Annotated in this window: 18 protein-coding genes; 8 read left to right on the top strand and 10 right to left on the bottom strand. The window is 63.9% G+C overall.

Annotated elements, in window-relative coordinates; genetic code table 11:
• The first annotated feature begins 66 nt into the window (after positions 1 to 66).
• Positions 67 to 1,434 (top strand): bifunctional UDP-N-acetylglucosamine diphosphorylase/glucosamine-1-phosphate N-acetyltransferase GlmU, encoded by a 1,368-nt coding sequence (gene glmU, locus FYK34_RS15360; protein WP_149297886.1) that lies wholly within the window; start codon positions 67 to 69, stop codon positions 1,432 to 1,434.
• Between the two features lie 136 nt (positions 1,435 to 1,570).
• Here glmU and FYK34_RS15355 read toward each other — a convergent pair whose 3' ends face one another.
• The gene (locus FYK34_RS15355; RefSeq protein ID WP_168209767.1) at positions 1,571 to 1,921 is read right to left on the bottom strand and encodes a nuclear transport factor 2 family protein; all 351 of its coding nucleotides are present in this window, start codon (positions 1,919 to 1,921) and stop codon (positions 1,571 to 1,573) included.
• A gap of 221 nt (positions 1,922 to 2,142) precedes the next feature.
• On the opposite strand from FYK34_RS15355, the gene FYK34_RS15350 reads away from it, so the two are divergent.
• Together FYK34_RS15350 and glmS are read left to right on the top strand one after the other, a co-directional pair.
• Positions 2,143 to 2,934 carry a DeoR/GlpR family DNA-binding transcription regulator gene (locus tag FYK34_RS15350; protein ID WP_149297882.1) on the top strand — a complete coding sequence of 264 codons (792 nt, stop codon included), beginning with the start codon at positions 2,143 to 2,145 and terminating at the stop codon, positions 2,932 to 2,934.
• Entirely contained in the window at positions 2,935 to 4,764 is a 1,830-nt protein-coding gene (gene glmS, locus FYK34_RS15345; protein ID WP_149297880.1) for a glutamine--fructose-6-phosphate transaminase (isomerizing), read from the top strand.
• A gap of 381 nt (positions 4,765 to 5,145) precedes the next feature.
• On the opposite strand, the gene FYK34_RS15340 is transcribed toward glmS, so the two are convergent.
• Both FYK34_RS15340 and FYK34_RS15335 read right to left on the bottom strand, forming a co-directional pair.
• Positions 5,146 to 6,885 (bottom strand): hypothetical protein, encoded by a 1,740-nt coding sequence (locus FYK34_RS15340; RefSeq protein WP_149297878.1) that lies wholly within the window; start codon positions 6,883 to 6,885, stop codon positions 5,146 to 5,148.
• Positions 6,886 to 7,347: 462 nt separating this feature from the next.
• On the bottom strand, positions 7,348 to 9,159 hold the full coding sequence (locus FYK34_RS15335) for an ATP-binding protein (protein ID WP_168209766.1): 1,812 nt from the start codon (positions 9,157 to 9,159) through the stop codon (positions 7,348 to 7,350).
• Positions 9,160 to 9,337: 178 nt separating this feature from the next.
• On the opposite strand from FYK34_RS15335, the gene FYK34_RS15330 reads away from it, so the two are divergent.
• Entirely contained in the window at positions 9,338 to 10,408 is a 1,071-nt protein-coding gene (locus FYK34_RS15330; protein WP_149297873.1) for a GGDEF domain-containing response regulator, read from the top strand.
• 91 nt (positions 10,409 to 10,499) lie between these two features.
• The gene (locus FYK34_RS21215; protein ID WP_149297868.1) at positions 10,500 to 10,715 is read left to right on the top strand and encodes a DUF2239 family protein; all 216 of its coding nucleotides are present in this window, start codon (positions 10,500 to 10,502) and stop codon (positions 10,713 to 10,715) included.
• A gap of 42 nt (positions 10,716 to 10,757) precedes the next feature.
• Here FYK34_RS21215 and FYK34_RS15315 read toward each other — a convergent pair whose 3' ends face one another.
• The 3 genes from FYK34_RS15315 to FYK34_RS15305 form a co-directional block, all read right to left on the bottom strand.
• Entirely contained in the window at positions 10,758 to 11,477 is a 720-nt protein-coding gene (locus FYK34_RS15315; RefSeq protein ID WP_149297866.1) for a substrate-binding periplasmic protein, read from the bottom strand.
• A gap of 69 nt (positions 11,478 to 11,546) precedes the next feature.
• On the bottom strand, positions 11,547 to 12,734 hold the full coding sequence (locus FYK34_RS15310; RefSeq protein ID WP_149297864.1) for a patatin-like phospholipase family protein: 1,188 nt from the start codon (positions 12,732 to 12,734) through the stop codon (positions 11,547 to 11,549).
• Between the two features lie 9 nt (positions 12,735 to 12,743).
• Positions 12,744 to 13,526 carry a 3-hydroxybutyrate dehydrogenase gene (locus tag FYK34_RS15305; protein WP_149297862.1) on the bottom strand — a complete coding sequence of 261 codons (783 nt, stop codon included), beginning with the start codon at positions 13,524 to 13,526 and terminating at the stop codon, positions 12,744 to 12,746.
• Positions 13,527 to 13,851: 325 nt separating this feature from the next.
• Between FYK34_RS15305 and FYK34_RS15300 the strand changes: the two genes are divergently transcribed.
• Positions 13,852 to 14,607 carry a class I SAM-dependent methyltransferase gene (locus tag FYK34_RS15300; RefSeq protein WP_149297860.1) on the top strand — a complete coding sequence of 252 codons (756 nt, stop codon included), beginning with the start codon at positions 13,852 to 13,854 and terminating at the stop codon, positions 14,605 to 14,607.
• Positions 14,608 to 14,643: 36 nt separating this feature from the next.
• Here the strand turns inward: FYK34_RS15300 and FYK34_RS15295 are convergent, their stop codons facing one another.
• The gene (locus FYK34_RS15295) at positions 14,644 to 15,414 is read right to left on the bottom strand and encodes a substrate-binding periplasmic protein (protein WP_149297857.1); all 771 of its coding nucleotides are present in this window, start codon (positions 15,412 to 15,414) and stop codon (positions 14,644 to 14,646) included.
• Between the two features lie 297 nt (positions 15,415 to 15,711).
• Here FYK34_RS15295 and FYK34_RS15290 point away from each other — a divergent pair, with 297 nt between their 5' ends.
• Complete coding sequence (locus FYK34_RS15290; protein WP_149297855.1) at positions 15,712 to 16,053, top strand: FKBP-type peptidyl-prolyl cis-trans isomerase; 342 nt, start codon at positions 15,712 to 15,714, stop codon at positions 16,051 to 16,053.
• A 121-nt stretch (positions 16,054 to 16,174) separates the two neighbouring features.
• Here FYK34_RS15290 and FYK34_RS15285 read toward each other — a convergent pair whose 3' ends face one another.
• Genes FYK34_RS15285 through FYK34_RS15275 form a run of 3 tightly spaced genes read right to left on the bottom strand, consistent with a single transcriptional unit; the run spans position 16,175 to position 20,341 of the window.
• A complete protein-coding gene (locus FYK34_RS15285) occupies positions 16,175 to 17,719 on the bottom strand; it encodes a DHA2 family efflux MFS transporter permease subunit (RefSeq protein ID WP_149297853.1) in 1,545 nt (514 codons plus the stop codon).
• Between the two features lie 7 nt (positions 17,720 to 17,726).
• A complete protein-coding gene (locus FYK34_RS15280) occupies positions 17,727 to 18,869 on the bottom strand; it encodes an HlyD family secretion protein (protein ID WP_174774524.1) in 1,143 nt (380 codons plus the stop codon).
• A 32-nt stretch (positions 18,870 to 18,901) separates the two neighbouring features.
• Positions 18,902 to 20,341 carry an efflux transporter outer membrane subunit gene (locus FYK34_RS15275; protein WP_149297851.1) on the bottom strand — a complete coding sequence of 480 codons (1,440 nt, stop codon included), beginning with the start codon at positions 20,339 to 20,341 and terminating at the stop codon, positions 18,902 to 18,904.
• A gap of 109 nt (positions 20,342 to 20,450) precedes the next feature.
• Between FYK34_RS15275 and FYK34_RS15270 the strand changes: the two genes are divergently transcribed.
• Entirely contained in the window at positions 20,451 to 21,071 is a 621-nt protein-coding gene (locus FYK34_RS15270; RefSeq protein WP_149297849.1) for a TetR/AcrR family transcriptional regulator, read from the top strand.
• Positions 21,072 to 21,086: the final 15 nt, after the last annotated feature.

Here is a 21,086-nt window from a genome sequence, read left to right as displayed (position 1 = left end):
GGCAAGCGTCGGTTTCGTGTGTTTTCGTGGATTTGGTGGCCAGATTATGGTTTTAGGATTTTTGATATGGACAGTCTGAATATCGTCATCCTTGCCGCCGGCAAGGGCAAGCGCATGTATTCCAGCATGCCCAAAGTATTGCACCCCATCGGCGGCGAGCCGATGCTGGCGCGCGTGATCCGCACCGCGCGTGGCCTGAATCCTTCCCGTCTGGTGGTGGTGTATGGCCATGGCGGCGATCAGGTGCGCGCGCGCATCGCGGACAACGACATCATCTGGGCCGAACAAACCGAGCAATTGGGCACCGGCCATGCGCTGAAAATGGCGCTGCCGCATTTGCCGGCCGATGGCAAGACCCTGGTGCTGTACGGCGATGTGCCGCTGACCAAGGCGGAAACGTTGCGTCGCCTGGCCGCTGCGGCTGGCGCCGGCATGGCCGTATTGACCGACGTGCTGGCGGACGCCAGCGGCTACGGCCGCATGGTGCGCGGCGCAGACGGCAAGCTCAAGGCCATCGTCGAGCATAAGGATTGCACGCCGGAACAGCTGGCCATCCGCGAGATCAACACCGGCATGATGGCGCTGCCCAATGCGCGTCTGGCCGGCTGGCTGAACGCGCTGAACAACGGCAATGCCCAGGGCGAATACTATCTGACCGACGTGCTGGAACTGGCGGTGAAAGACGGCGTGGCGGTGGAAAGCGCCAGCGTCGATGCCAGCTGGGAAGCCACCGGCGTCAACAACAAACTGCAGCTGGCCGAGCTGGAGCGTATCCTGCAAGCCAATCAGGCGCGCGCCTTGCTGGAAGCCGGCGTGACGCTGGCCGACCCGGCGCGCATCGATATCCGCGGCGAACTCAAGCATGGCATGGACGTCAGCATCGACGTCGGCTGCGTATTCGAAGGCGCGGTGGAGCTGGGCGATAACGTTGAAATCGGCGCGCACTGCGTGCTGAAGAATGTGCGTATCGCCGCAGGCGCCAAGATCGCCCCGTTCTCGCACCTGGAAGACGCGGTGGTCGGCGAGGCATGCAAGATAGGCCCCTACGCCCGCCTGCGCCCTGGCGCGGAACTGGCGGCCCACGTGCATATCGGCAACTTCGTCGAAGTGAAGAAGAGCAAGATAGGCGACGGCTCCAAGGTCAATCACCTGACTTATATCGGCGACGCCGAGATCGGCCGCAAGGTTAATGTCGGCGCCGGCTCCGTCACCTGCAATTACGACGGCGTCAACAAGTTCAAGACCATTATCGGCGACAACGTCTTCGTCGGCTCCGGCACGCTGATGGTGGCGCCGGTGACGCTGGAGCGCGATGCCACCATAGGCGCGGGTTCCGTGATCAGCAAGAATACGCCGGCCGGCGAGCTGACCGTGGCGCGCGCGCGCCAGGTGACCATTCCGGGTTGGAAGCGGCCAGAGAAGAAAAGCGGATAGCACTGAATAGCGCTATTTGAATTCGCGGCTGAAACCACCCCTGCGCCTCATCGTGTAGGAGCGGTTTCAGCCGCGAAGCTTTTGATGCGTTGTACGCGGATTGGACTCAGTCAAAGCCGCGCGGGAAGTTGCCGCCTCACCCGACAGCAAAGGGCTCGGTGACGGTGCCCTGATGAAACACCATCTGCCAGCGGCCGTCGCGGCAACGCCAGATGGAGCTGCGCAGGGCATGGCGCGGCGCGCTGGATGCCGGATCCCTTACCGATTTGTAGGTAATCTGCACCACGCCCTCTCCCAACTGCCGCGCCTGGAAGTCTTGCGCCTGAATCACAGGGCTTTCTTCTGTAGGCAAGCGCTCCATCACTTCGCTTTTGCCAAACGCGGCGCCCGATGCGCCAAATTCGAGAAAATCGTCAGCGATCAGGCTGTCCAGCATAGTGGCATCGCGCCGTATATCCGCCGTCAACAAAGCGGCTTCATTGGCCATCAGCTGCTGATAAACAGAGCTCAGATCCATCGTTTGGCCCTCTCCGGAAAAATCGATGTTTGAGATGAGTCAGAATATCTCTTTGTCATTGCCTTGGCAAGCCGGCGGCCTGGCTGGGTATAGTCTGCGGCCTGCTCAATTTATGGCCTGTCCATCGGTAAACGCTTGCCTGCTCGCCACTTCAGCTATATCATCGCAAAACTTTCGAAACGAAACTTAAGATGACAAAACGAAACACTCAGCAGCGACGCCATGCCATTGCCGCGCTGGTGCAGGAAAAAGGCGAAGTCAGCGTGGAAGAGCTGACCCAGCGTTTCGCCACATCGGAAGTCACCATCCGCAAGGACCTGGCCCTGCTGGAAACCGGCGGCTTGCTGCTGCGCCGTTACGGCGGCGCGGTGTCGCTGCCCAGCGAGATGGTGGCGGAGCCGGACGCGGATAAAGTTTCGAAGCGAAAGCAAGCCATCGCCCGCGCGGCGGCGGAACGGCTGCGCGACCACAACCGCGTCATCATCGACAGCGGCACCACCACCAGCGCGATGATTGCGCTATTGGGCAACAAGCGCGGCCTGGTGGTGATGACCAACTCGCTGAATGTGGCCGGCGCGCTGCGCGAGCTGGAAAACGAACCGATTCTGCTGATGACCGGCGGCACCTGGGACCCGCATTCCGAGTCGTTCCAGGGCCAGATCGCCGAGCAGGCGCTGCGCTCCTATGACTTCGACCAATTATTCATCGGCGCCGACGGCATAGACCTGGCGCGCGGCACCACCACCTTCAACGAACTGGTGGGCCTGTCCCGCGTGATGGCGGACGTGGCGCGCGAGGTGATCGTGATGGTGGAGTCGGAAAAGATAGGCCGCCGCATCCCCAATCTGGAGTTGCCCTGGGACAAGATCCACACCCTGGTGACTGACGACGGCCTGGCGCAAGACGCCAGAGACAGGATACAAGCGAAGGGCGTGACGCTGATTTGCGCGCCCATCATTCAAGACACGGCAAGGAGAAAGTAAATGTGCGGCATCGTTGGCGCCATCGCGCAGCGTAATATCGTTCCTATCCTGGTAGACGGCCTGAAGCGGCTGGAATACCGCGGCTATGACTCTGCCGGCGTGGCCGTGCTGGCCGGCGATGAAATCCGCCGCGTGCGCCGCGTCGGCCGCGTGGCCGAAATGGAAGGCGCCGCCGCCGAAGAAAACCTGCAGGGTTTCCTCGGCATCGGCCACACCCGCTGGGCCACTCACGGCGGCGTGACCGAATATAACGCCCACCCGCACATCTCCTTCGGCAAGATCGCGGTGGTGCACAATGGCATCATCGAAAACCACGAACAACAGCGCCTGCGCCTGAAGGACTTGGGCTACGCCTTCGAATCGCAAACCGACACCGAAGTGATCGCCCACCTGGTGCATCACTATTATCAAGCGGGCAGCAGCCTGTTCGACGCGGTGAAGCAAGCCACCCGCGAGCTGACCGGCGCTTACGCCATCGGCGTGATCGCCGTGGACCGCCCAGACGAACTGGTATGCGCCCGCATGGGCTGCCCGCTGCTGGTGGGCCTGGGCGAGGGCGAAAACTTCATCGCCTCCGACGTCTCCGCCATCCTGTCCGCCACCCGCCGCGTGATCTTCCTGGAAGAGGGCGACATCGGCCACCTCACCCGCGATGGCGTCAAGCTGATCGACAAGCACGACCAGCCCATCGAGCGCCCGGTACATCTGTCCGACGTGTCGCTGGCGTCCTTGGAGCTGGGCCCGTACAGCCACTTCATGCAGAAAGAAATCCACGAGCAGCCGAAAGCGCTGGCCGATACCATCGAAGCGGTGCAAGACGCCGGCTTCCATCCGGAACTGTTCGGCGCGGCCGCCGCCGCCATCCTGCCGCAGCTGGAAGGCGTGAAGATCCTGGCCTGCGGCACCAGCTACTACGCCGGCATGACCGCCAAATACTGGATCGAAAGCATCGCCGGCATCGCCTGCGACGTGGAAATCGCCAGCGAATACCGCTATCGCGACGCCTTCGCCAATCCCAAGCACTTGATCGTCACCATCTCCCAGTCCGGCGAAACGCTGGACACCATGGAGGCGCTGAAGTACGCCAAGGAGCTGGGCCACCAGTACGCGCTGTCCATCTGCAATGTGCGCGAATCCGCCATCCCGCGCGCCAGCGACCTGGTGTTCTACACCCGCGCCGGCGCCGAAATCGGCGTGGCCTCCACCAAGGCCTTCACCACCCAGCTGGTGGGCTTGTTCGCCCTGGCCGTGACCCTGGGCAAGACCCGCGGGCGCGTATCGGCCGAGATGGAAGCGCAATATCTGGACGAACTGCGCCACCTGCCGGGCAGCGTGCAGCACGCGCTGAACCTGGAGCCGCAGATCAAGGCTTGGTCCGAGCGCTTCGCCGCCAAGGACGATGCGCTATTCCTCGGCCGCGGCCTGCATTACCCCATCGCCCTGGAAGGCGCGCTGAAACTGAAGGAAATCTCCTACATCCACGCCGAAGCCTACCCGGCCGGCGAGCTGAAGCACGGCCCGCTGGCGCTGGTGGACGAAAACATGCCGGTGGTGGTGATCGCCCCCAACGACGCGCTGCTGGAAAAAGTGAAGTCGAACATGCAGGAAGTGCGCGCCCGCGGCGGCGAGCTGTTCGTGTTCGCCGACGCCGACAGCCATTTCAGCGAGTCCGACGGCGTGCACGTGATCCGCACCCCGCGCCACGTCGGCGTCCTCAGCCCCATCGTCCACACCATCCCGGTGCAGATGCTGGCTTACCACGTCGCGCTGTCGCGTGGCACGGATGTGGATAAGCCGCGCAACCTCGCAAAATCCGTCACGGTTGAGTGAGGCGGCTAGGGCTAATTGGCTAGAGCGAATAAAGTCCGTCGGATCCGAATAAAGTCCGTCGGATCCGAATAAAGTTAGTCGGAGTCTGACAACAGAGAAGGGGCCGCGGGCCCCTTCTTCTTTAGTTATGTCGTATCAATTCTTCAGATAATCGCTTTTCGGCCAAAGCGGACAAACCAGGCAAAGCTCGCGCTGGCCACTACTAACCCATACCCGACATCGGCGGTACCGGTTTGGGAACCCAGAAGCTGATGCTCGTACAATCGAGTAGCGAGGGTAATGTCTCCGCAGGCCTGTTTTCTCAATAGAGGTCGGCTGCCCTTATAGATCCAGGGAGCGTCGTCTTTCTACCGCTACATTGCAGTTGATCGTTGTCGGTACCTATGGCTTGGCTGCAATTTCACCCTCCGCCAAAAGCGCTGGCACTTTGCTCTCTGCGAACAACATCCGGATCAACCGTCCGAAACGGTTATCTTTCTCGGCTCTGGCGATACGCCGGCATGCTTCCAAGAAATTCATCCCTGCCTGGCCGAAGTTTTTCTCGTACACTTGGTTCTGCTCGAGAATTTCCAAACTTTTAAGTATGAAAAGCTTGAAATCACGGCCTTTTAACGTCCGCATCGCTGTCTCGAAATCATCGATCGTAGCGGCTCTCATTGCCGCCTCTTCCCTGCGTCCCCAGCCGCTGTTCTCAATAAGGTGCTTGATGGCATCGACGACGGTCGCACTATGAATTCGAGCATCGCGCGCATTGTCTATTGCAGCCTCAAGTTTGGGATGTAGTTGCTGATTGAACGGCGATCTCCCGAGTTCGGTCTTGTCGGAGATGGTCGCGAAGTGAGCCAACCAACCATCAGTCAAATCATTTTCAAGTTTGGCACCGCCAGGTAGATAGACCATCTGTTTTGCCAGGGCCGTGACAGTGTAGGCGTCAAGGTCGGCGACTCTGGCGATGAGCTTGACCGCATCCGCTACGAGATCGTTGTCATCGTAGTCTGTGATGCCCCAATTGAAATGTTCAAAGAATGCTTGCGCGAGATTTCTAGCTTCGGTGCGATTCTCGTTGTGTTGGTAGTCTTGGACGATGGCCTCAATCGCTTTTGCGTCGTGTCTTCCGTCACAAACGAAGGCGACAACCAGTTCTTCAAATTCGTCCGAAGAGTTGATCCCTAGTTTTGACAGCAGAACTTTCCATGCCGCTGGCGTTGAGTCCTCGTCTTTCTCCTTTGAAGCATCGTCCTTCTGCCCGAGATAGCGCTTCACAACGTCGCCAGAACCTCGGTTATAGCCTGCGACATACTCCAGAGTCGGCCCGTCCTTGATGGCTTTGTTTGCAAGAGCAGAAATGAGCACAATCGAAGGAACAGTTCGTGCTTGTATTGCAAGAGGCATGTCCCCAGTCGCACCGAGGAGACGAACCACAAGACGGTAAGCCTTACGAATGACTCGGATATTTGTGATCCCGCACGCGTCCACCGCAGTCCTGGCCATCGCGCGGTAAGGGCTATCCAAATTCGGAACCGCGATATCAAACGCCTCCCCAGGTGTTGGCGTGAAACGAAGTTCTTCTTCGACGACTTTCTCTCGGAACGCCGTCCAGAGCGCGCTGTCGGTAGGCGAGGAGAACTGGTCCGAGTTGAGAATCAAGAGGAATCGCGTACCGAAATTTTGAGAGTATTCGTCGACGAAGCCCAGAACCTCGTCAACTGATAACGCGGCGTGCTTGCGCTCGATGTCGTCGATGACTACGAATCGGTTACGCAAGGCGACAGGAACTGCTACCAGCGTAAGCTCGTCGATCGCTGAAAATCCCTGGTGGACTTTCTTCAAGGCGTCGGCGCAGACCTTCCAAGTCTTCATCAGACCTTCTGTCAACGAGCTGCTTTCTCCGCCTACTGGGAGCGCGCTTTGGATCACCTTAAGCTTGAGCTGATTGATGTCTTTCAAGCCAAAGAGAGATACGTAGCGCGCGCCTTTGATAATCGGGTCCTGCGACGCTTTGCGAATCTCGTTCCAGAGATGGGTTTTGCCGGTACCCCATGCTCCTACCAGCGCGAAGACCTTTAACTCAGCGTTGTAGATGAGCGAGATCAACTGCGTTTTAGATTGTTCGATCGTCATTTGCGGTGCTCAATGCTGAATCCAGCAGGCGCTCCTGCCAGTACGATGGGGGTGCATCACTGGCGCACTCGACCTGCCAGATCCTGTGAAGAATTTTCGAGACTCGAAGAAGACGCGCTGTCATTTCTCAATTTTGCACCAGCATTGGATTTGCTCGAGTTTATGGGCCGCCCCCTGAACTGTCGTTTTCGACCGGCAGAAAATGGCCGATAGCAGCCATGCTAGCACAAAGGCATGACCGGCTGCTTTGGCCGAGAACCAGTCGCCAGCCCTCCTTGGGCATCCTCCTTGTGCGGCGAGATTTGTGCTTGGGAGACGCGGGGAGTTGTGTCGTTGATCAATCGCTAGCAGAGGCCGCTCATGCTTGGTGCTGCTTTATAGAAAATTATGGGAAACCCATAATTATTGGTTTCCCATAATTTCCCATAAAACGATCGGCTGCAGTTGAGTGCGCCAGCCGGTTCATTCCTCTATCTGGCGCATGGGCAGATAGACGGTGACCGTCGTGCCCTTGCCTTCTGCGCTATCGATCTCGATGCGGCCATGGTGGCGGGCGACGATTTTGCTGACGATGTCCAGCCCCAGGCCGCTGCCCTCGCCGCTGCGTCGGGTGGTGAAAAAGGGCTCGAAGATTTTGTCGCGGATGGCGGCGGGAATGCCGTGGCCGGTATCGCTCATGGCAATGGCGATGTCATCGCCGGATTGCCGCACGGCGATGGTCAGGGTGCCCTTGCCGTTCATGGCTTGCAGCGCGTTGTGGGCCAGGTTGGTCCACACTTGGCCCAGCTCGTCCGGCAAGCAGGGGATGGGCGGGACATCCTCGTATTCGCGCAGCACCTCCACGCCCTGGCGCAGCTGGTGCTGATAGATGGTCAGCACGGTGTCTATGCTGTCGCGGACGTCGACTTCATGGAAGATGCCGCTGCTGTCGTGGCGCGAGAAGGACTTGAGCGCGTAGACGATTTTCCCCACCCGCTCTATCGCGGCCTCGATATTGGCGGCGTTGCCCAGCGCGATCGACATTTGCTGCGCGGTGTCGAGGATGAGATCGCGCGAGCCGTGCCGCAGGAGCGGCGTGTAGCGCGCGATGTCGCCCTGCAAGTGGCACTGCAGGAAGACTTCCGCCACCTGGCTGGCGTCGTCAATGCCCAGGGTCTCCAGCGCGCCCTGCAGGCTGCGGCGCAGGGCGCGCTGTTCCCGGCTGCTCAATCCTTGGCTGCCGGCCGGATGGCAGTGCGCCAGCAGGTCGGCGAAGCGCTCCCGCATGGCGTCGTCCAGGGTTGGCGCCAATTGCAGCAGCTGCTGCATGGCGCGGCGGGCCGCGAGCGCGCCGCTCTGATTGCTGGATTTGATGGCGCCGATGGGCGTGTTGATTTCGTGGGCGACATTGGCGATCAATTGCCCCAGGGACGCCATTTTTTCTTGCTGGATCATTTGCGCCTGGGCGTGCTTGAGCTCTTGCAGGGCGGCGGCGGTCTGCGCCTCGGCCGTTTGCGCGGCGTGGTAGGCGTCGCCATTGGCCAGCGCGATGGCGGCGTAGGCGCATAGCGTGCGGAAGATCATGCATTCGCGTTCGCCGAAAGCGCGCTGCTTGTCCGATTGAATGCTCATCACGCCCAGCGTTTGCTGGCCCACGATCAATGGCACGAACAGATTGGTCAGCATGCGCCGGGTGCCGGGCATGTGGCTGGGGCTGGGGGTGTCCGGGTCCCATTCGGTGAGGATCTCGCGCTGTTCGCGGATGGCGCGGGCGGAGTTGGAGTGCGGCAAGTCCAGCGGAATGGTGTCGTATGGCAGGGGCTTGCCGTCTTCTACGCTGAACACGCGGTTAAGCAGGCTGCCGTCGGCGCTCAGCCGGTATAGCGAGATATGCGGGCAATCCAGCAGCTCCGCGATATGGCGCTGCAAGGACTCGAATACATCGGTGGCGTTCAGCCTGGCGGTGATGTCGCGCCCGACATCGCCTAGCTGGCGCAGGATGTCGGCCGAAACGGCGAGTTCGGCATTGGCCGCTTGCAGCGCCAGCGTCTGCCGCTCCACTTCCTGGCTCAGCGCGCGCCGTTGCTTGTGCAGCACGGCCGTTCGCGCCCAGGCAAACAAATACAGCGCCAGCAGGGCCAGCAGCGCCAGCAGCATCAGGAACCATGAGGTTTGATACCAGGCGGTTTGCGCCGCGCGCTCCGCCGCCGGGCGCTGCCATTGCGCGGCTTGGTCGCTTGTCCGCAGATAGGGGCGATGGCTGACAGACGCCGCGCCATCGTGCCGCCGGGCCAAGACGGCATCCGGCCATGACGCGCCGGCCGAGGCGGGCCAGGCCGTCCCGCCATGCCAGATCAGCCAGCAGAGAAGCCATAGCCGCGCGGCCTGGCGGGCGGATTGAGTAAAGCGTCGACAAGCAGCCATGGGAGCGGGAAAGAGGGAGGCGTCTGCACGCCAGTATAGGCCCCGGCGCATGCGTTTGGCGCCCGATTTCCCGCCCAAACTGGCCTATTCTCAAGGCAGCCGGCTATCGCAAAGCAAGGAGGATGCCGTGGCCAATGAGGTGATTTTATGCGTCGATGACGATATTTCGGTGCTGAATGCCCTGCGGGCCCTGCTTTCGCAAAATCTGGACAGGCACCAATCCATCGAAATCGCTGAAAGCGCAGAAGAAGCGTTGGAACTGGTGGACGCATTGCGCGAGGAGGGGGAGGAGGTGCCGGTGGTGTTTGCCGACTACATCATGCCGGGCATGAAGGGCGACGAACTGCTGGCCGAGATACGGCAGCGACTGCCGGCGACCATGAACATCATGCTGACCGGGCAGAGCGATCTGATGGGGGTGAAGCGGGCCATCAACCAGGCCGGACTATACCGCTTCATCGAAAAACCATGGGACAACGACGATTTGGTGCTGACGCTGCAAACCGCGCTCAGGACCTATGCGCTGGATCGCAGCCTGAAGCAGCAGAATGAAGCGCTGCGCGAGCTGAACGCGTCGCTGGAGCAAACGGTGGCGGAGCGCACGCGCGAGCTGCAGGAGAAGAATATCGAGCTGGCGCGGCTGTCGGTGACGGACAAGCTGACCGGCTTGGCCAACCGCTTGTTTCTGGATCAGTCCCTGGAGACTTATTTTGCCGAGTCGCGCCGCCATGGCTCGGTGTTCTCCTTGATCCTGCTGGATGTGGACCACTTCAAGGGGGTCAACGATACCTGGGGCCATCCGGCCGGGGACCGGGTGCTCAAAGGCGTGGCGCAGGTGCTGGGCGACCGGGTGCGGCAAAGCGATGTCGCGGGGCGCTGGGGAGGGGAGGAGTTCCTGGTGATTTGCCCGCATACCGAGCGCGACGGCGCGTTGCGGGTGGCCGAATCCCTGCGCGAGGCCATCGCCGGGCATGCCTTTGCCGATGCGGGGCCGATCACCGCCAGCTTCGGCGTCGCCAGCTATCAAGCCGGCGACACCATCAGCCGGCTCGAAACCCGCGCCGACCAGGCCTTGTATCGCGCCAAGCAAGCCGGCCGTAATCGGGTGGAGGCGGGCTGAGGGCGGGTAAGGGCCATTCATGAGGCGCATTCCCTAGGCTCGCCCCTGCGCTTGTCGATACCCCCGGTGCTTTGCCCGACGAGCCGTTTGAATGCGGAATGGAAGGCGGCTTCCGAGCCGTAGCCTACGCTTTCGGCGACTTCCGCGATGCTTTTTCCTTCGCGCGGCGCCCGCCGCGGCCTATCCATTCATGACGGCGCCGGCCGGGGATGTGCCGGCTTATGAGGAGGCGCGGCGAGCGCTGTTCGCCGACGATGGCGAACAGTTGATGCGGCATATGGCATCCTGGCCGGCCGATATCCGCTGACACGTTTGGCGGCTGCCGTTTCCGGCTTAAGCAGGGGGCGGCTCAAGGGCTGTCCAGATAGCGCTTTTTCAGTTTGCCGACGAAGCCGTCCTTTTGCATGGCGTGCAGGGCGGCGCTAAGCCGCGTCAGCGTGTCAGGCGGGATTTGCGGGTGGCAGGCCAGGTAGAGATAACTGGTGGAGAATACGGCCACCTTGCGCAGCGGGCCCAGGTGCGCGTGCTTGGCGAGGTCGTGGGCGTGGTAGATGCCTGAGGCCCAGAAGTCGATATGGCCGGCCATCAGCTTGCGCAGGTTCAGCACGTCGTCCGAGGTGTATTCCAGCTTGTAACCGCGGTTTTGCAGATACAGCGCGACGGCATCGCCGCGGTAGCCGCCTATGCGATAGGGGCGCAGCGCCTGCATGTTCCGGATGGCGGCCGGGCTGCGCGGGCCGGCGAATACGGCCCAGTCGTTTTTCAGCAGCGGACCCACCCATTGGAACTGTTTTTCGCGCTCCGCATTGCGCGTGGTGGAGAACAGGCAGGCATGCTTGTCGCTTTGCGCCAGCCTATAGGCGCGCAGCCAGGGCATGACCTGCATGGTGTAGCTGAGGCCGGCGCGGCGGAAAGCCTCCGTGACCATTTCCGTGGAGATGCCGGTGATGCCGCCGTGGTCGTCTGGGTAGTTGAACGGCGGATCATCCTCGGTCAGCAGGCGTAGCGGCCGCCCTGCCGCAGCCGGCAGGGAGAACAGGGTCAGTGCGACTAGCAGCCAATCTCGCATTCGGATTCCCACCCCGGTCTCTCCTCCACGGCACCGTTACAGCATAGCAAACCGTCGCCATGGTCCGGCTTAGCCCGGGCGATGCACATCGTGGCTGACGAAGGGTTGGTCTGGCTGCGGCATGCGCAGCCATTCCGGGTGGGCCAGGCTGGACCGGATATCGGCCAGGCCGCTGTCCCAGTGCTCGCGCATGGCGCGGGCGCTGAACTGGTAGTCCTTGTAGTGGCCTTCGCAGGGCTTGTCCTGATAGATCAGGTGCAGCACGTTGAACAGGCGGTCGCAGGCCTGCTCGGCGGCGCGGCGGTAGGCCGGCGCGTCGCGCTGCGCCTCCGGCACCAGTTCCATCACCTCGCGCAGCATTTGGCGGAATTGCTGCGTTTCCTTCATATAGCCGGTGATCATGCGTGTGCGGCTGGAAAACTGGATGTCCTTTTGCCGCAGCGCCACCGTGGACAAGTCTTCCGGCAGCGCGCCGCGCGCGTTCCACAGGTCCACCTGGAACACCAGCGAGTGCTTGCGCGGCCGGGCCGTCAGCACCTGCTGCAGCGGGGTGTTGGACACCATGCCGCCGTCCCAGTAATGCTCGCCGTCTATCTCCACCGCCGGGAAACCGGGCGGCAACGCGCCGGATGCCATGAAGTGCTCGGGCCGCAGGCGCTGCCGGGTGTTGTCGAAATAGACGAAGTTGCCGCTTTTTACATTGACCGCGCCCACCGATACCCGCATTTCGCCGCTGTCGTTGAGGCGGTCGAAATCCACCAGGCGCTCCAGCGTGCTTTTCAGCGGCGCGGTGTCGTAGAAGCTGGCGGTGCCGCCGGCCGGAGCGCGCAGCGGCGAGCGCGGCACGAAGAAGCCGTTCTGGCCCTCGATCAGCGCGCGCCACGCCTCCAGCCCGTTCAGCCAGCCCTGCAGCGCCGGCGGCCATTCCGCGTCCACCAGATTGTGCGGGCTGGGCGGCAGCAGCGGCTGGCGGCTGATGGTGGACCAAAACTGTTGCAGCCGCTCCGCGCGCTGCTCCGGCGGATTGCCGGCGATGACGGCGGCGTTCAAGGCGCCGATGGAGATGCCGGCCACCCAGTTGGGATGCAGCTCAGCCTCGGCCAGCCCCTGGTAGACGCCGGCCTGGTAGGCGCCCAGCGCGCCGCCGCCCTGCAGCACCAGGGCCACCACCTGGTAGCGATGGTCCGGCGGCAAGGCCGGACTGCAGTGGATCCCGGCATCGGCGTGGCAGGCCGGATTGCGTTTTTCCAGCGCCATGGCCTCTCCTTATTGCATGTACCAGCCGTGGCTGACCACGATGGACTGGCCGGTCAGCGCGGCGCTGGGAAAGGCGGCCAGGAACAGCGCGGTCTGCGCCACGTCGTCCACCGTGGTGAACACGCCGTCCACTGTGTTGCCCAGCATCACGCGCTTGACCACTTCTTCCTCGCTGATGCCCAGCGCCTTGGCCTGCTCCGGAATCTGCTTGTCCACCAGCGGTGTGCGCACGAAGCCGGGGCAGATCACGTGCGAGCGCACATTGTGCGGCGCGCCTTCCTTGGCCAGCACGCGCGCCAGGCCCAGCAGGGCGTGCTTGGCGGCGACATAGGCCGATTTCAGCGGCGAGGCTTCGTGCGAGTGCACCGAGCCCATATAGATCACCACGCCGCCGCGATCGTCCTGGTACATATGCGGCAGCGCGGCCTTGGTGGTGAGAAAGGCGCCGTCCACGTGGATGGCCTGCATCTTTTTCCAGTCGGCAAAGCTGTAGTCGACGATGGGATTGACGATCTGGATGCCGGCGTTGGACACCAGGATGTCCAGCCGGCCGAAGGCGTCCACCACCTGCTGGGTGCCCTGGTTGACCGCGTCCTCGCTGGTGACGTCCATCGCCACGCCCATGGCCTTGCCGCCGCCGCTGACGATTTCGTCGGCGGTCTTGCGGGCGGCGTCCAGATTGATGTCGGCGATGGCCACCGCCGCGCCGGCGCGGGCGTAAACCAGGGCGATTTCCTTGCCGATGCCGCTGGCGGCGCCGGTGATCAGTGCGACTTTTCCGTTCAATTGCATGCGCGTCTCCTGTCGTTGCGGGAAGGGGAACTGCTGGCAAAACCGGGTGGCGGACAGGCGTCCGCCGGGCAAAGCGACTACCGGGTAGGCAAACGGGCGGGGTGGGGAGTTCCCCGGCTACGCAGGTCCATTCTAATGGCATTCTTGCGGCCTGGCGCGGATATCCTGCCGCGCCGGATGCGAAACCATGGGGGGCCGCGCGGCGATCCAGTAGGATGACGTTTGGTTATAAAGCGAACAAAACGGATTGGAGGTGTTGGGATGAAAGCCTTGGACAAAGCGCAGTGTGAAAAAACAATTCTTTCTCTTTTTACCGCAGGCCGCCATGTCCACACCCGAACACGATCCCTTCCGTTTCACCACCCTCGCCCACGCTGATCACGACTATCTCAGCCCGCTGTCGCGCACCAGAGCCGCGGGCTTGCTGCGCGGGCTGACCCAAGGCCTGTCCGCCTCGGACCTCATTCTCGACGCCGGCTGCGGCAAGGCCGCCTTGCTGCGCGACGCGCTGTCCATCTCGCCGGCGCGCGGTCTGGGCATCGATCTCAATCCGGCCTTTCTCGACGAGGCGCGCGCGGCCTTTCCCGACGCCTCCCGGCTAGCGCTGGTCAAGCGGCCGGTGCTGGAGCAGCCGCGCCCCCCGGCAGGCTATGCCGCCATGCTCTGCGTGGGCTCCTCCCAGGTTTTCGGCTCGTTCGACGACTGCCTGCGCATCGCTTTCGACTGGCTCAAGCCGGGCGGACGCCTGCTGTTGGGCGATTGCTATTGGAAAAAGCGCCCGGCGCCCGAGTTTTTGGCCGCCTTGGGCGGCGGCGAGGACGATTTCGGCACGCATGAGCAAAATGCCGCGCGGGCGCGGGCGCATGGATACCGCTTGCTGCAGGCCGCCATCTGCGGGGAAGAGGAATGGGACGCCTACGAGGACGGCTACTACAACGCGATGATGCGCTACCTGGCGCGGCATCCGCAGGCGCCGGAGCATGAGGCGTTTGCCGAGCGCATGCGCCGCTGGCGGCAAATTTATCTCAACTGGGGACGGGACACGCTGGGCTTCGGTTGCTACCTGCTGGAGCGGCCCTGAGCGTTGACGGCGCTTCGCGCCGCCGAGAGGGCGGCGTCAGTCCTTGGCGTCCAGATAAGCGGCGATGCGGCGGCGCAGCTGCTCGTCGCGGCTGCGGGCGATGGCGTTCCACAAGCAATCCGCCTGGCGGGGATGTTGGGCGGCGTATTGCCGCGAAAAGGGCAGGAAGTAGGGCTTGGTGCTGATCGGCGGCTCCAGCTTGCGGATGGGCAGGGACGGATGGTGCTGCAGATAAGCGTCGCCCAGCGATTCATGCACGGCGTAGGCGTCGATGCGCCGGTTGGCCAGCTTGTCGAAATTCTGCTCCACGCTGTTGGCGGTTTCGGCCGGAATGCCCATTTTCTGCAAGTCTTTATTGATGGACCAACCGGTATTGGTGCCGACGCTGCGCCGCAGGTTGGGCAACTGGCGGCCGTCCCAGCCCAGTTCGCTGTCTTTGCGGGCGTACAGCACATAGCTGAGCGTGGCCAGGCGGCGGGCCTCGTCCAGTTTGCCCGCTTTCATGGGATAGACGGCATAGGCGGCGCGCTCCGCGGAGTAGGAGAGCATCATCACGGCGTCGATATCGCCGCTTTCCAACTCTTTCAGCAGCCGCGCGCCTGGCAAGAGGCGGATGTCCAGAGCAAGGCCGCAGCTGCGGCTGACATCCTGCATCAGCTCCACCGACAGGCCGGGGTGGCGCGGGTTCAGCGTGGCGTCGCCCAGTTTGTACGGCGGAAAAGCCTGGTCGCCTATGCCCATGACCAGCGTTTCCGCTGGCGCGGCGGCGGCATAACAGGCCAGCAATAGCAGAGCGGAGAGTTTCATGCGGCGGCGTTTCCTGCGGTTTCCGTCAATGTAGTTCACTGGCGCCGTCGATGGCCAGCGCCGCCGCCAGATAGTCTCCTGGGCTGGCGTCGACTGCTTGGCCCGCTAGGCGGGATGGCCCTGCGTAGCAGTTTTTTGCAGACGCATGGCGGTGGCAAACCTCCCTCGCCGTGCATGACGCTGCGTCGGCCGCATTGCCGATCCGGACTTCGCCCCGGCCGGGGACGCCTGATTCATGTCTCTCCGCGCAGGTTACAATATCGGTTTCGCCCGCGCGGCGTTTTGTGGACAAGAGCAATGAGCGAAGAATTGAAGATGGAAGACCTGGTGCTGGGAGAGGGCAAGGAAGCCGTGCGCGGGGCCTTGATCACCACCCATTACACCGGCTGGCTGGAGGATGGCAGCAAGTTCGACTCCTCGGTCGACAAGGGGCGGCCCTTCCAGTGCGTGATCGGCACCGGCCGCGTGATCAAGGGCTGGGACCAGGGGATGATGGGCATGAAGGTGGGCGGCAAGCGCAAGCTGTGGGTGCCGGCGCACTTGGCTTATGGCGAGCGCCAGATCGGCGAACGCATTCCGGCGAATTCCAATCTGGTCTTCGAGATCGAGTTGCTGGAAGTGCTGACGCGCGACGATTGAGCGCGGCATGGCGTGCAACTAGCCTGGCCCCGCAAGGGGCTGTTGTTGTTTGCGGGGCATGGCGACGAAAAAAGCCCCGGCCACAAGGGCGCGGGGCAAGCTGGTGAAAACGGTGAAACGTTTAATGCGCCTGGCTGGTGTCCGCCACGCGGCCCGGTTTGGGCGCCAGCCAGATGGCGCAGGCGGCCACGATGAAGGATAGACCTGACAGCCAGAAGATTTGGTTGGTGGACAGCATGATGCTCTGCGTCTGCAGCGTGTGTTCTATGGTGCCCCAGGCCGCGCCGTCGGACAGGCCGCTTGAGGTCAGCGCGCGCAGCGCGTCGCCGCCGCTGTCCGCCATGCCGACCAGCTCTGCATGGTTGTAATTGGCCTTGTCGTCCCAGGCGGTGGTGACCAGCGAGGTGGCGAAGGCGCCGGACAGCGTGCGCATGAAGCTCATCAGGCCGGCCGCCGAGGCCACTTCCGCCGGCTCCACGCTGGCCAGGGCCAGGCCGGTCAGCGGCACGAAGAAGAACGGCATGCCCAGGCCCTGGAACAGCAGCGGCAGCGCCACCTGCCAGAAGCCCATGTCGGTGCTGGCGAAGCTGCGGTACAGGGTGACGCAGCCCAGCCACATCACGCCGCAAAACACCAGCTTGCGCGGGTCCAGCCGCGAGGACAGCTGGGCGGCGATAGGCGCCACCATCACCGCCAGCACGCCGCTCATCGCTGTGGCATAGCCGGCTTGGGTGGCGGTGTAGCCCATATAGCCCTGCAGCCACTGCGGCGTCAGCACGGTGGCGCCGAAGAACGATCCAAACGCCAGCGAAATGGTCAGCACGCTGGCCCAGAAGCCGCGGTGGCGGAACACTCTGAGGTCGACGATGGGTTGGGCCTCGGTCAGCTCCCAGATCAGGAAGGCGGCGAAGCCGATGACGGCCGTGATGGCCAGGCTGATGATGAAGGGCGAGCCGAACCAATCCAGCTCCTTGCCCTTGTCCAGCATCAGCTGCAGCGCCGCCACCCACAGCATCAGCAGCGCTAGGCCCGCCACGTCGATGCGCAGCTTGGCCGTCTGGCTCTGGTAGCGCTTGAGCAGGCTCCAGCCCAGGAAGCCGCAACCGAGGGCGATGGGCACGTTGATGTAGAAAATCCACGGCCAGCTGGCCTGGTCGCACAGGGTGCCGCCCAGGATGGGGCCCATGATGGGGGCCACCAGCGTGGTCATGCTCCACAAGCCTATCGCCGCGCCGGCCTTCTGCTTGGGGAAAATCTGCAGCAGCAGCGTTTGCGACATCGGCATCAGCGGGCCGCCGGCCAGGCCTTGCAGCACGCGGAACAGCACCAGCGTTTCCAGGGAGCCGGCCAAGCCGCACAGCATGGAGAACAGGCCGAACAGCAGCATGGAGCCGACGAACAGCCGCACGGTGCCGAAGCGCGCCGCCAGCCAGCCGGTCAGCGGCACGATGATGGCCTCGGCCACTGCGTAAGAGGTGATGACATAGGTGCCCTGGCTGGACGATACCGCCAGGCCGCCGGCGATATTGGGCACCGACACATTGGCGATGGTGGTGTCCAGTACCACCATGAAGTTGGCGGCGGCCAGCACCAGCGCCGCCAGCCACAGCATATTGCCGCTCAGCGGCCGCTGGATTTCTCCGGCCGTGGGATTCGCGCTAGACATGATGGCCTCACTCGCTGACGTCTATGGTGGCTTCCATCGACAGCCCCACCTGCAGCGGATGGGCCTTCAGTTCGGCCGGGTCCAGCGCGATGCGCACCGGCAGCCGCTGCACCACCTTGATCCAGTTGCCGGTGGCGTTTTGCGCCGGAATCATGGCGAAGGCCGAGCCGGAGCCGCCGGACAGGCCGGCCACCTTGCCGTGGTAGACCACCTTGCCGCCGTAGAGGTCGGCGGTCAGCGCCACCGGCTGGCCCACGCGCACCTTGTTCAGCTGCACTTCCTTGAAATTGGCGTCGACGTGGGCGTTTTGCAGCGGCACCACCGACAGCAGCGGCGTGCCGGCCTGCACCCGCTGGCCCACCTGGGCCTGGCGCTTGGCCACCACGCCGTCCACCTGGGCGCGGATCACCGTGCGCTGCAGGTCCAGCCTGGCTTGGTCGCGCTTGGCGCGCGCCAGCATGACTTCCGGGTTGCTGTCCACCGTGGTGTCGGCGGTCAGGGTCTGGTTGGCTTTCAGGCTGCCGACGGCGGCGCGGTAATTGGCGGCGCTTTGCTGGCTGGCGGCCTCGGCGGCCTTCAGATTGGCTTCTGCGGTGGCGTAGGCGTTTTGTGCGTTGCTGAGTTCCTCGCCGGACACCGAGCCGCTTTTGGCCAGGGCCTGGCGGCGCTGCAGGTCAAGCCGGGCGCGCGCCAGATCGGCGCGGGCGGCGGCCAGCTGCGCAGCGGCGCGGGCCTCGTCGGCGCCGCGGGCCTGGGCTTGGGCGCTCAAGCCTTCGTCGTTGGCGAAATAGCCCTTCACCCTGCGCTCGGCGCGGGCGAGGTCGGCCTCGGCCTGGGCCAGCGCCAGGCGGGCGTCGCTGTCATTCAGCACCACCAGCACGTCGCCGGCCTTCACCGGCTGGGTGTCGACGACTCTGACTTCCTTGATGGTGCCGGCTACTTCCGGCGTAACTTGGGCGATCTCGGCGGCGACATAGGCGTTGTCGGTGCTGACGTGATGCGAGCCGACCAGCGTCCAGTAGCCGCCGTAGGCGATGGCCGCCGCGGCGACGGCGCCGAACAGCAGGGTGAACAGCTTCTTGCGCTGCAGGGGTTTGCCGGCGGCGGCGGGCGCTTGGGAGGCCGGCAGGGCTTGTACGTTTTCGCTCATGGTGGGTAGTCCTAGTGTGGTTTGCCGGCGCCTCAGCGGGCGGGTTCGGTTTCTTGGTAGCCGCCGCCCAGGGCTTGGATCAGGGCGACATCCAGCGTGAAGCGCCGGGTTTCCAGCGCGGCCAGGCTGCGGCGGGCGGCGATCACGCCGTCTTCGGCGTTCAGCACGTCCAAGTAATTGGCCAGCCCGCCCTGGTAGCGGTTCTGGCTGACGCGGTAGGCTTCGTCCGCGGTTTGCAGCGCCAGCCGGCGCTGTTCCAGCTGCGGCGTCAGCGCGGCCTGGCTGCTCACGGCGTCCGCTGTTTCGCGCAGTGCCTGGCTCAAGGTCGCGTCGTAGCTGGCCACGGCGGCGTCGTAGTCGCCGCGCGCCGCGCGATACTGGCCCTGCAATTGGCCGCCGCGGAAGATGGGCAGGCTGATGGCCGGGCCGAAGCCGGCTATGCCGGAACCGGCCTTGTCGAACAATCCCAGCCCCAGCGACTGGGCGCCGGCATAGGCGGTGAGATTGACGTTGGGGTAGAACTGGGCCTGGGCCACGTCGATGCGCTTGGCCGCGGCCTCGGCGCGGAGACGGGCGGCCGCCAGATCCGGTCGGCGGCCCAGCAGCTCGGCCGCCAGCGTGTCCGGGAGCCGCTGTTCGCGAAACAAATTGGCGGCGGGGCGGGTGATGGCCAGGCCGCGGTCTGGCCCGGCGCCCATCAGCGCCGCCAGGCTATGGCGCTGCAGCGCGATGCTTTCGTCGGCGGCGGCCAGGTCGGCGCGGGCGGCGGCCTCGCGCGATTCGGCCTGGCGCACGCTGCCCAGCGTTTCCATGCCCTGCTGGCGCCGCTCGCGCAGCAGCGCCGCGGTATGGCCGCGCACGTCCAGCGCCTGGGCGGCGGCGTCGCGCTCGGCGAACAGCCGCGCCAGCTCGGCGTAGCCGGCGGCCAGCGAGGTGGTCAGCATCAGCCGCGCCTGGGCGGCGTCGGCGCGGGTGGCAGTCAGTTCGGAGGTGGCGGCGGCGACGGCGGCGCGGTTCTTGCCCCAGAAATCCAGCTCATAGCTGAAATCCAGCGCGGCGCGGCCGCTGGTGTTGAAGCCGGCCGGGGCGGGTTGGCCGTTGTTGTAGCTTTGTTTGGCGCGGCTGGCGGAGGCGTTCAGCTCCACGCCGGGCCATTGGGCGGCGCCGGCCTGCTGCGCCTGGCCCTCGGCGCGCTCGACGCGGGCGCGGGCGGCGGCCAGGTCCGGCGCCTGGCTCAGCGCCTCGTCCATCAGCCGGTCCAGCTGCGGGTCGCCGTACTTGCGCCACCATTGGGTGGCGGCCCATTGACCCTGCTGAAGGGGCAGGCTTTGCGATATCTGGTATTGTGGCAGCGGTTTGGCTTGCGGCGCCGGCCCCATATCGGGCGTCGTGGCGCAGCCGGCCAGCAAGGCCAGCGCCGCCAAGGGCGGAATCAGGCGGCGCGGCGGCAATGCGGAGCGGGGAATCCTCATAATCTCTATCCGGGTGTTTGTTTTAACTGTACGGTACGGTATAGTTATATTCCCGACCAAGGATATCGTCAAGTGAAGTTGAACTGAACGGTTCAGTTTAAGGGTGGGTATGCGTACAAAAAGCGAAAGCAAGCGGCAGGCGATCGTCGCCGCCGCGACCGAAGTGTTCCTGGAGCGCGGCTACGAAGCGGCGTCGATGTCGGAAATTTCCACGCGGGCCGGCGGCTCCAAGGCCACGCTGTATAACTACTTTTCGTCCAAGGAGGAGCTGTTCCTGGAAGTGATGGGCAGCCTGGCCGGCGAGATGTCCAAGGTGTATTTCAAGCTGGTGCCCGGCGGCGACCTGGCGGCCGTGCTGCAGGACTTCGGCGAGGCCTATCTGGACAATATGTTCAGCCCCGAGCTGCGCGCGCTGCGCGCCATCGTCATGGGCAGCGGCAGCCGATCGGAGGTGGGTAAGCTGTTCTACGAGAATGGCCCCAAAGTGGGCTGGGGCAAGCTGGCGGACTTCATGGCGGCGGAGATGCGGGCCGGCAGGCTGCGCGAAGCCGAGCCGTGGACGGCCGCCATGCACTTCCACGGCCTAGTGCACGCGGAATGCCAGGTGGCGATGATTACCGGCCTGGTGGATGAACTGGCGCCCAAAGAGAAACGTCCGGCCTGGGTGGCGTCGGCGGTGGCGATATTCTTGCGCGCCTATGGCGCGCAGGACAATGGCAAGTCTGCGTGAGACAATCCGGTCTTT

This window comes from Chromobacterium paludis (assembly GCF_008275125.1).
GTDB lineage: Bacteria > Pseudomonadota > Gammaproteobacteria > Burkholderiales > Chromobacteriaceae > Chromobacterium > Chromobacterium paludis.
The sequence above is the reverse complement of the archived record's forward strand: the minus strand, read 5'-3'. Positions and strand labels throughout refer to the sequence as shown.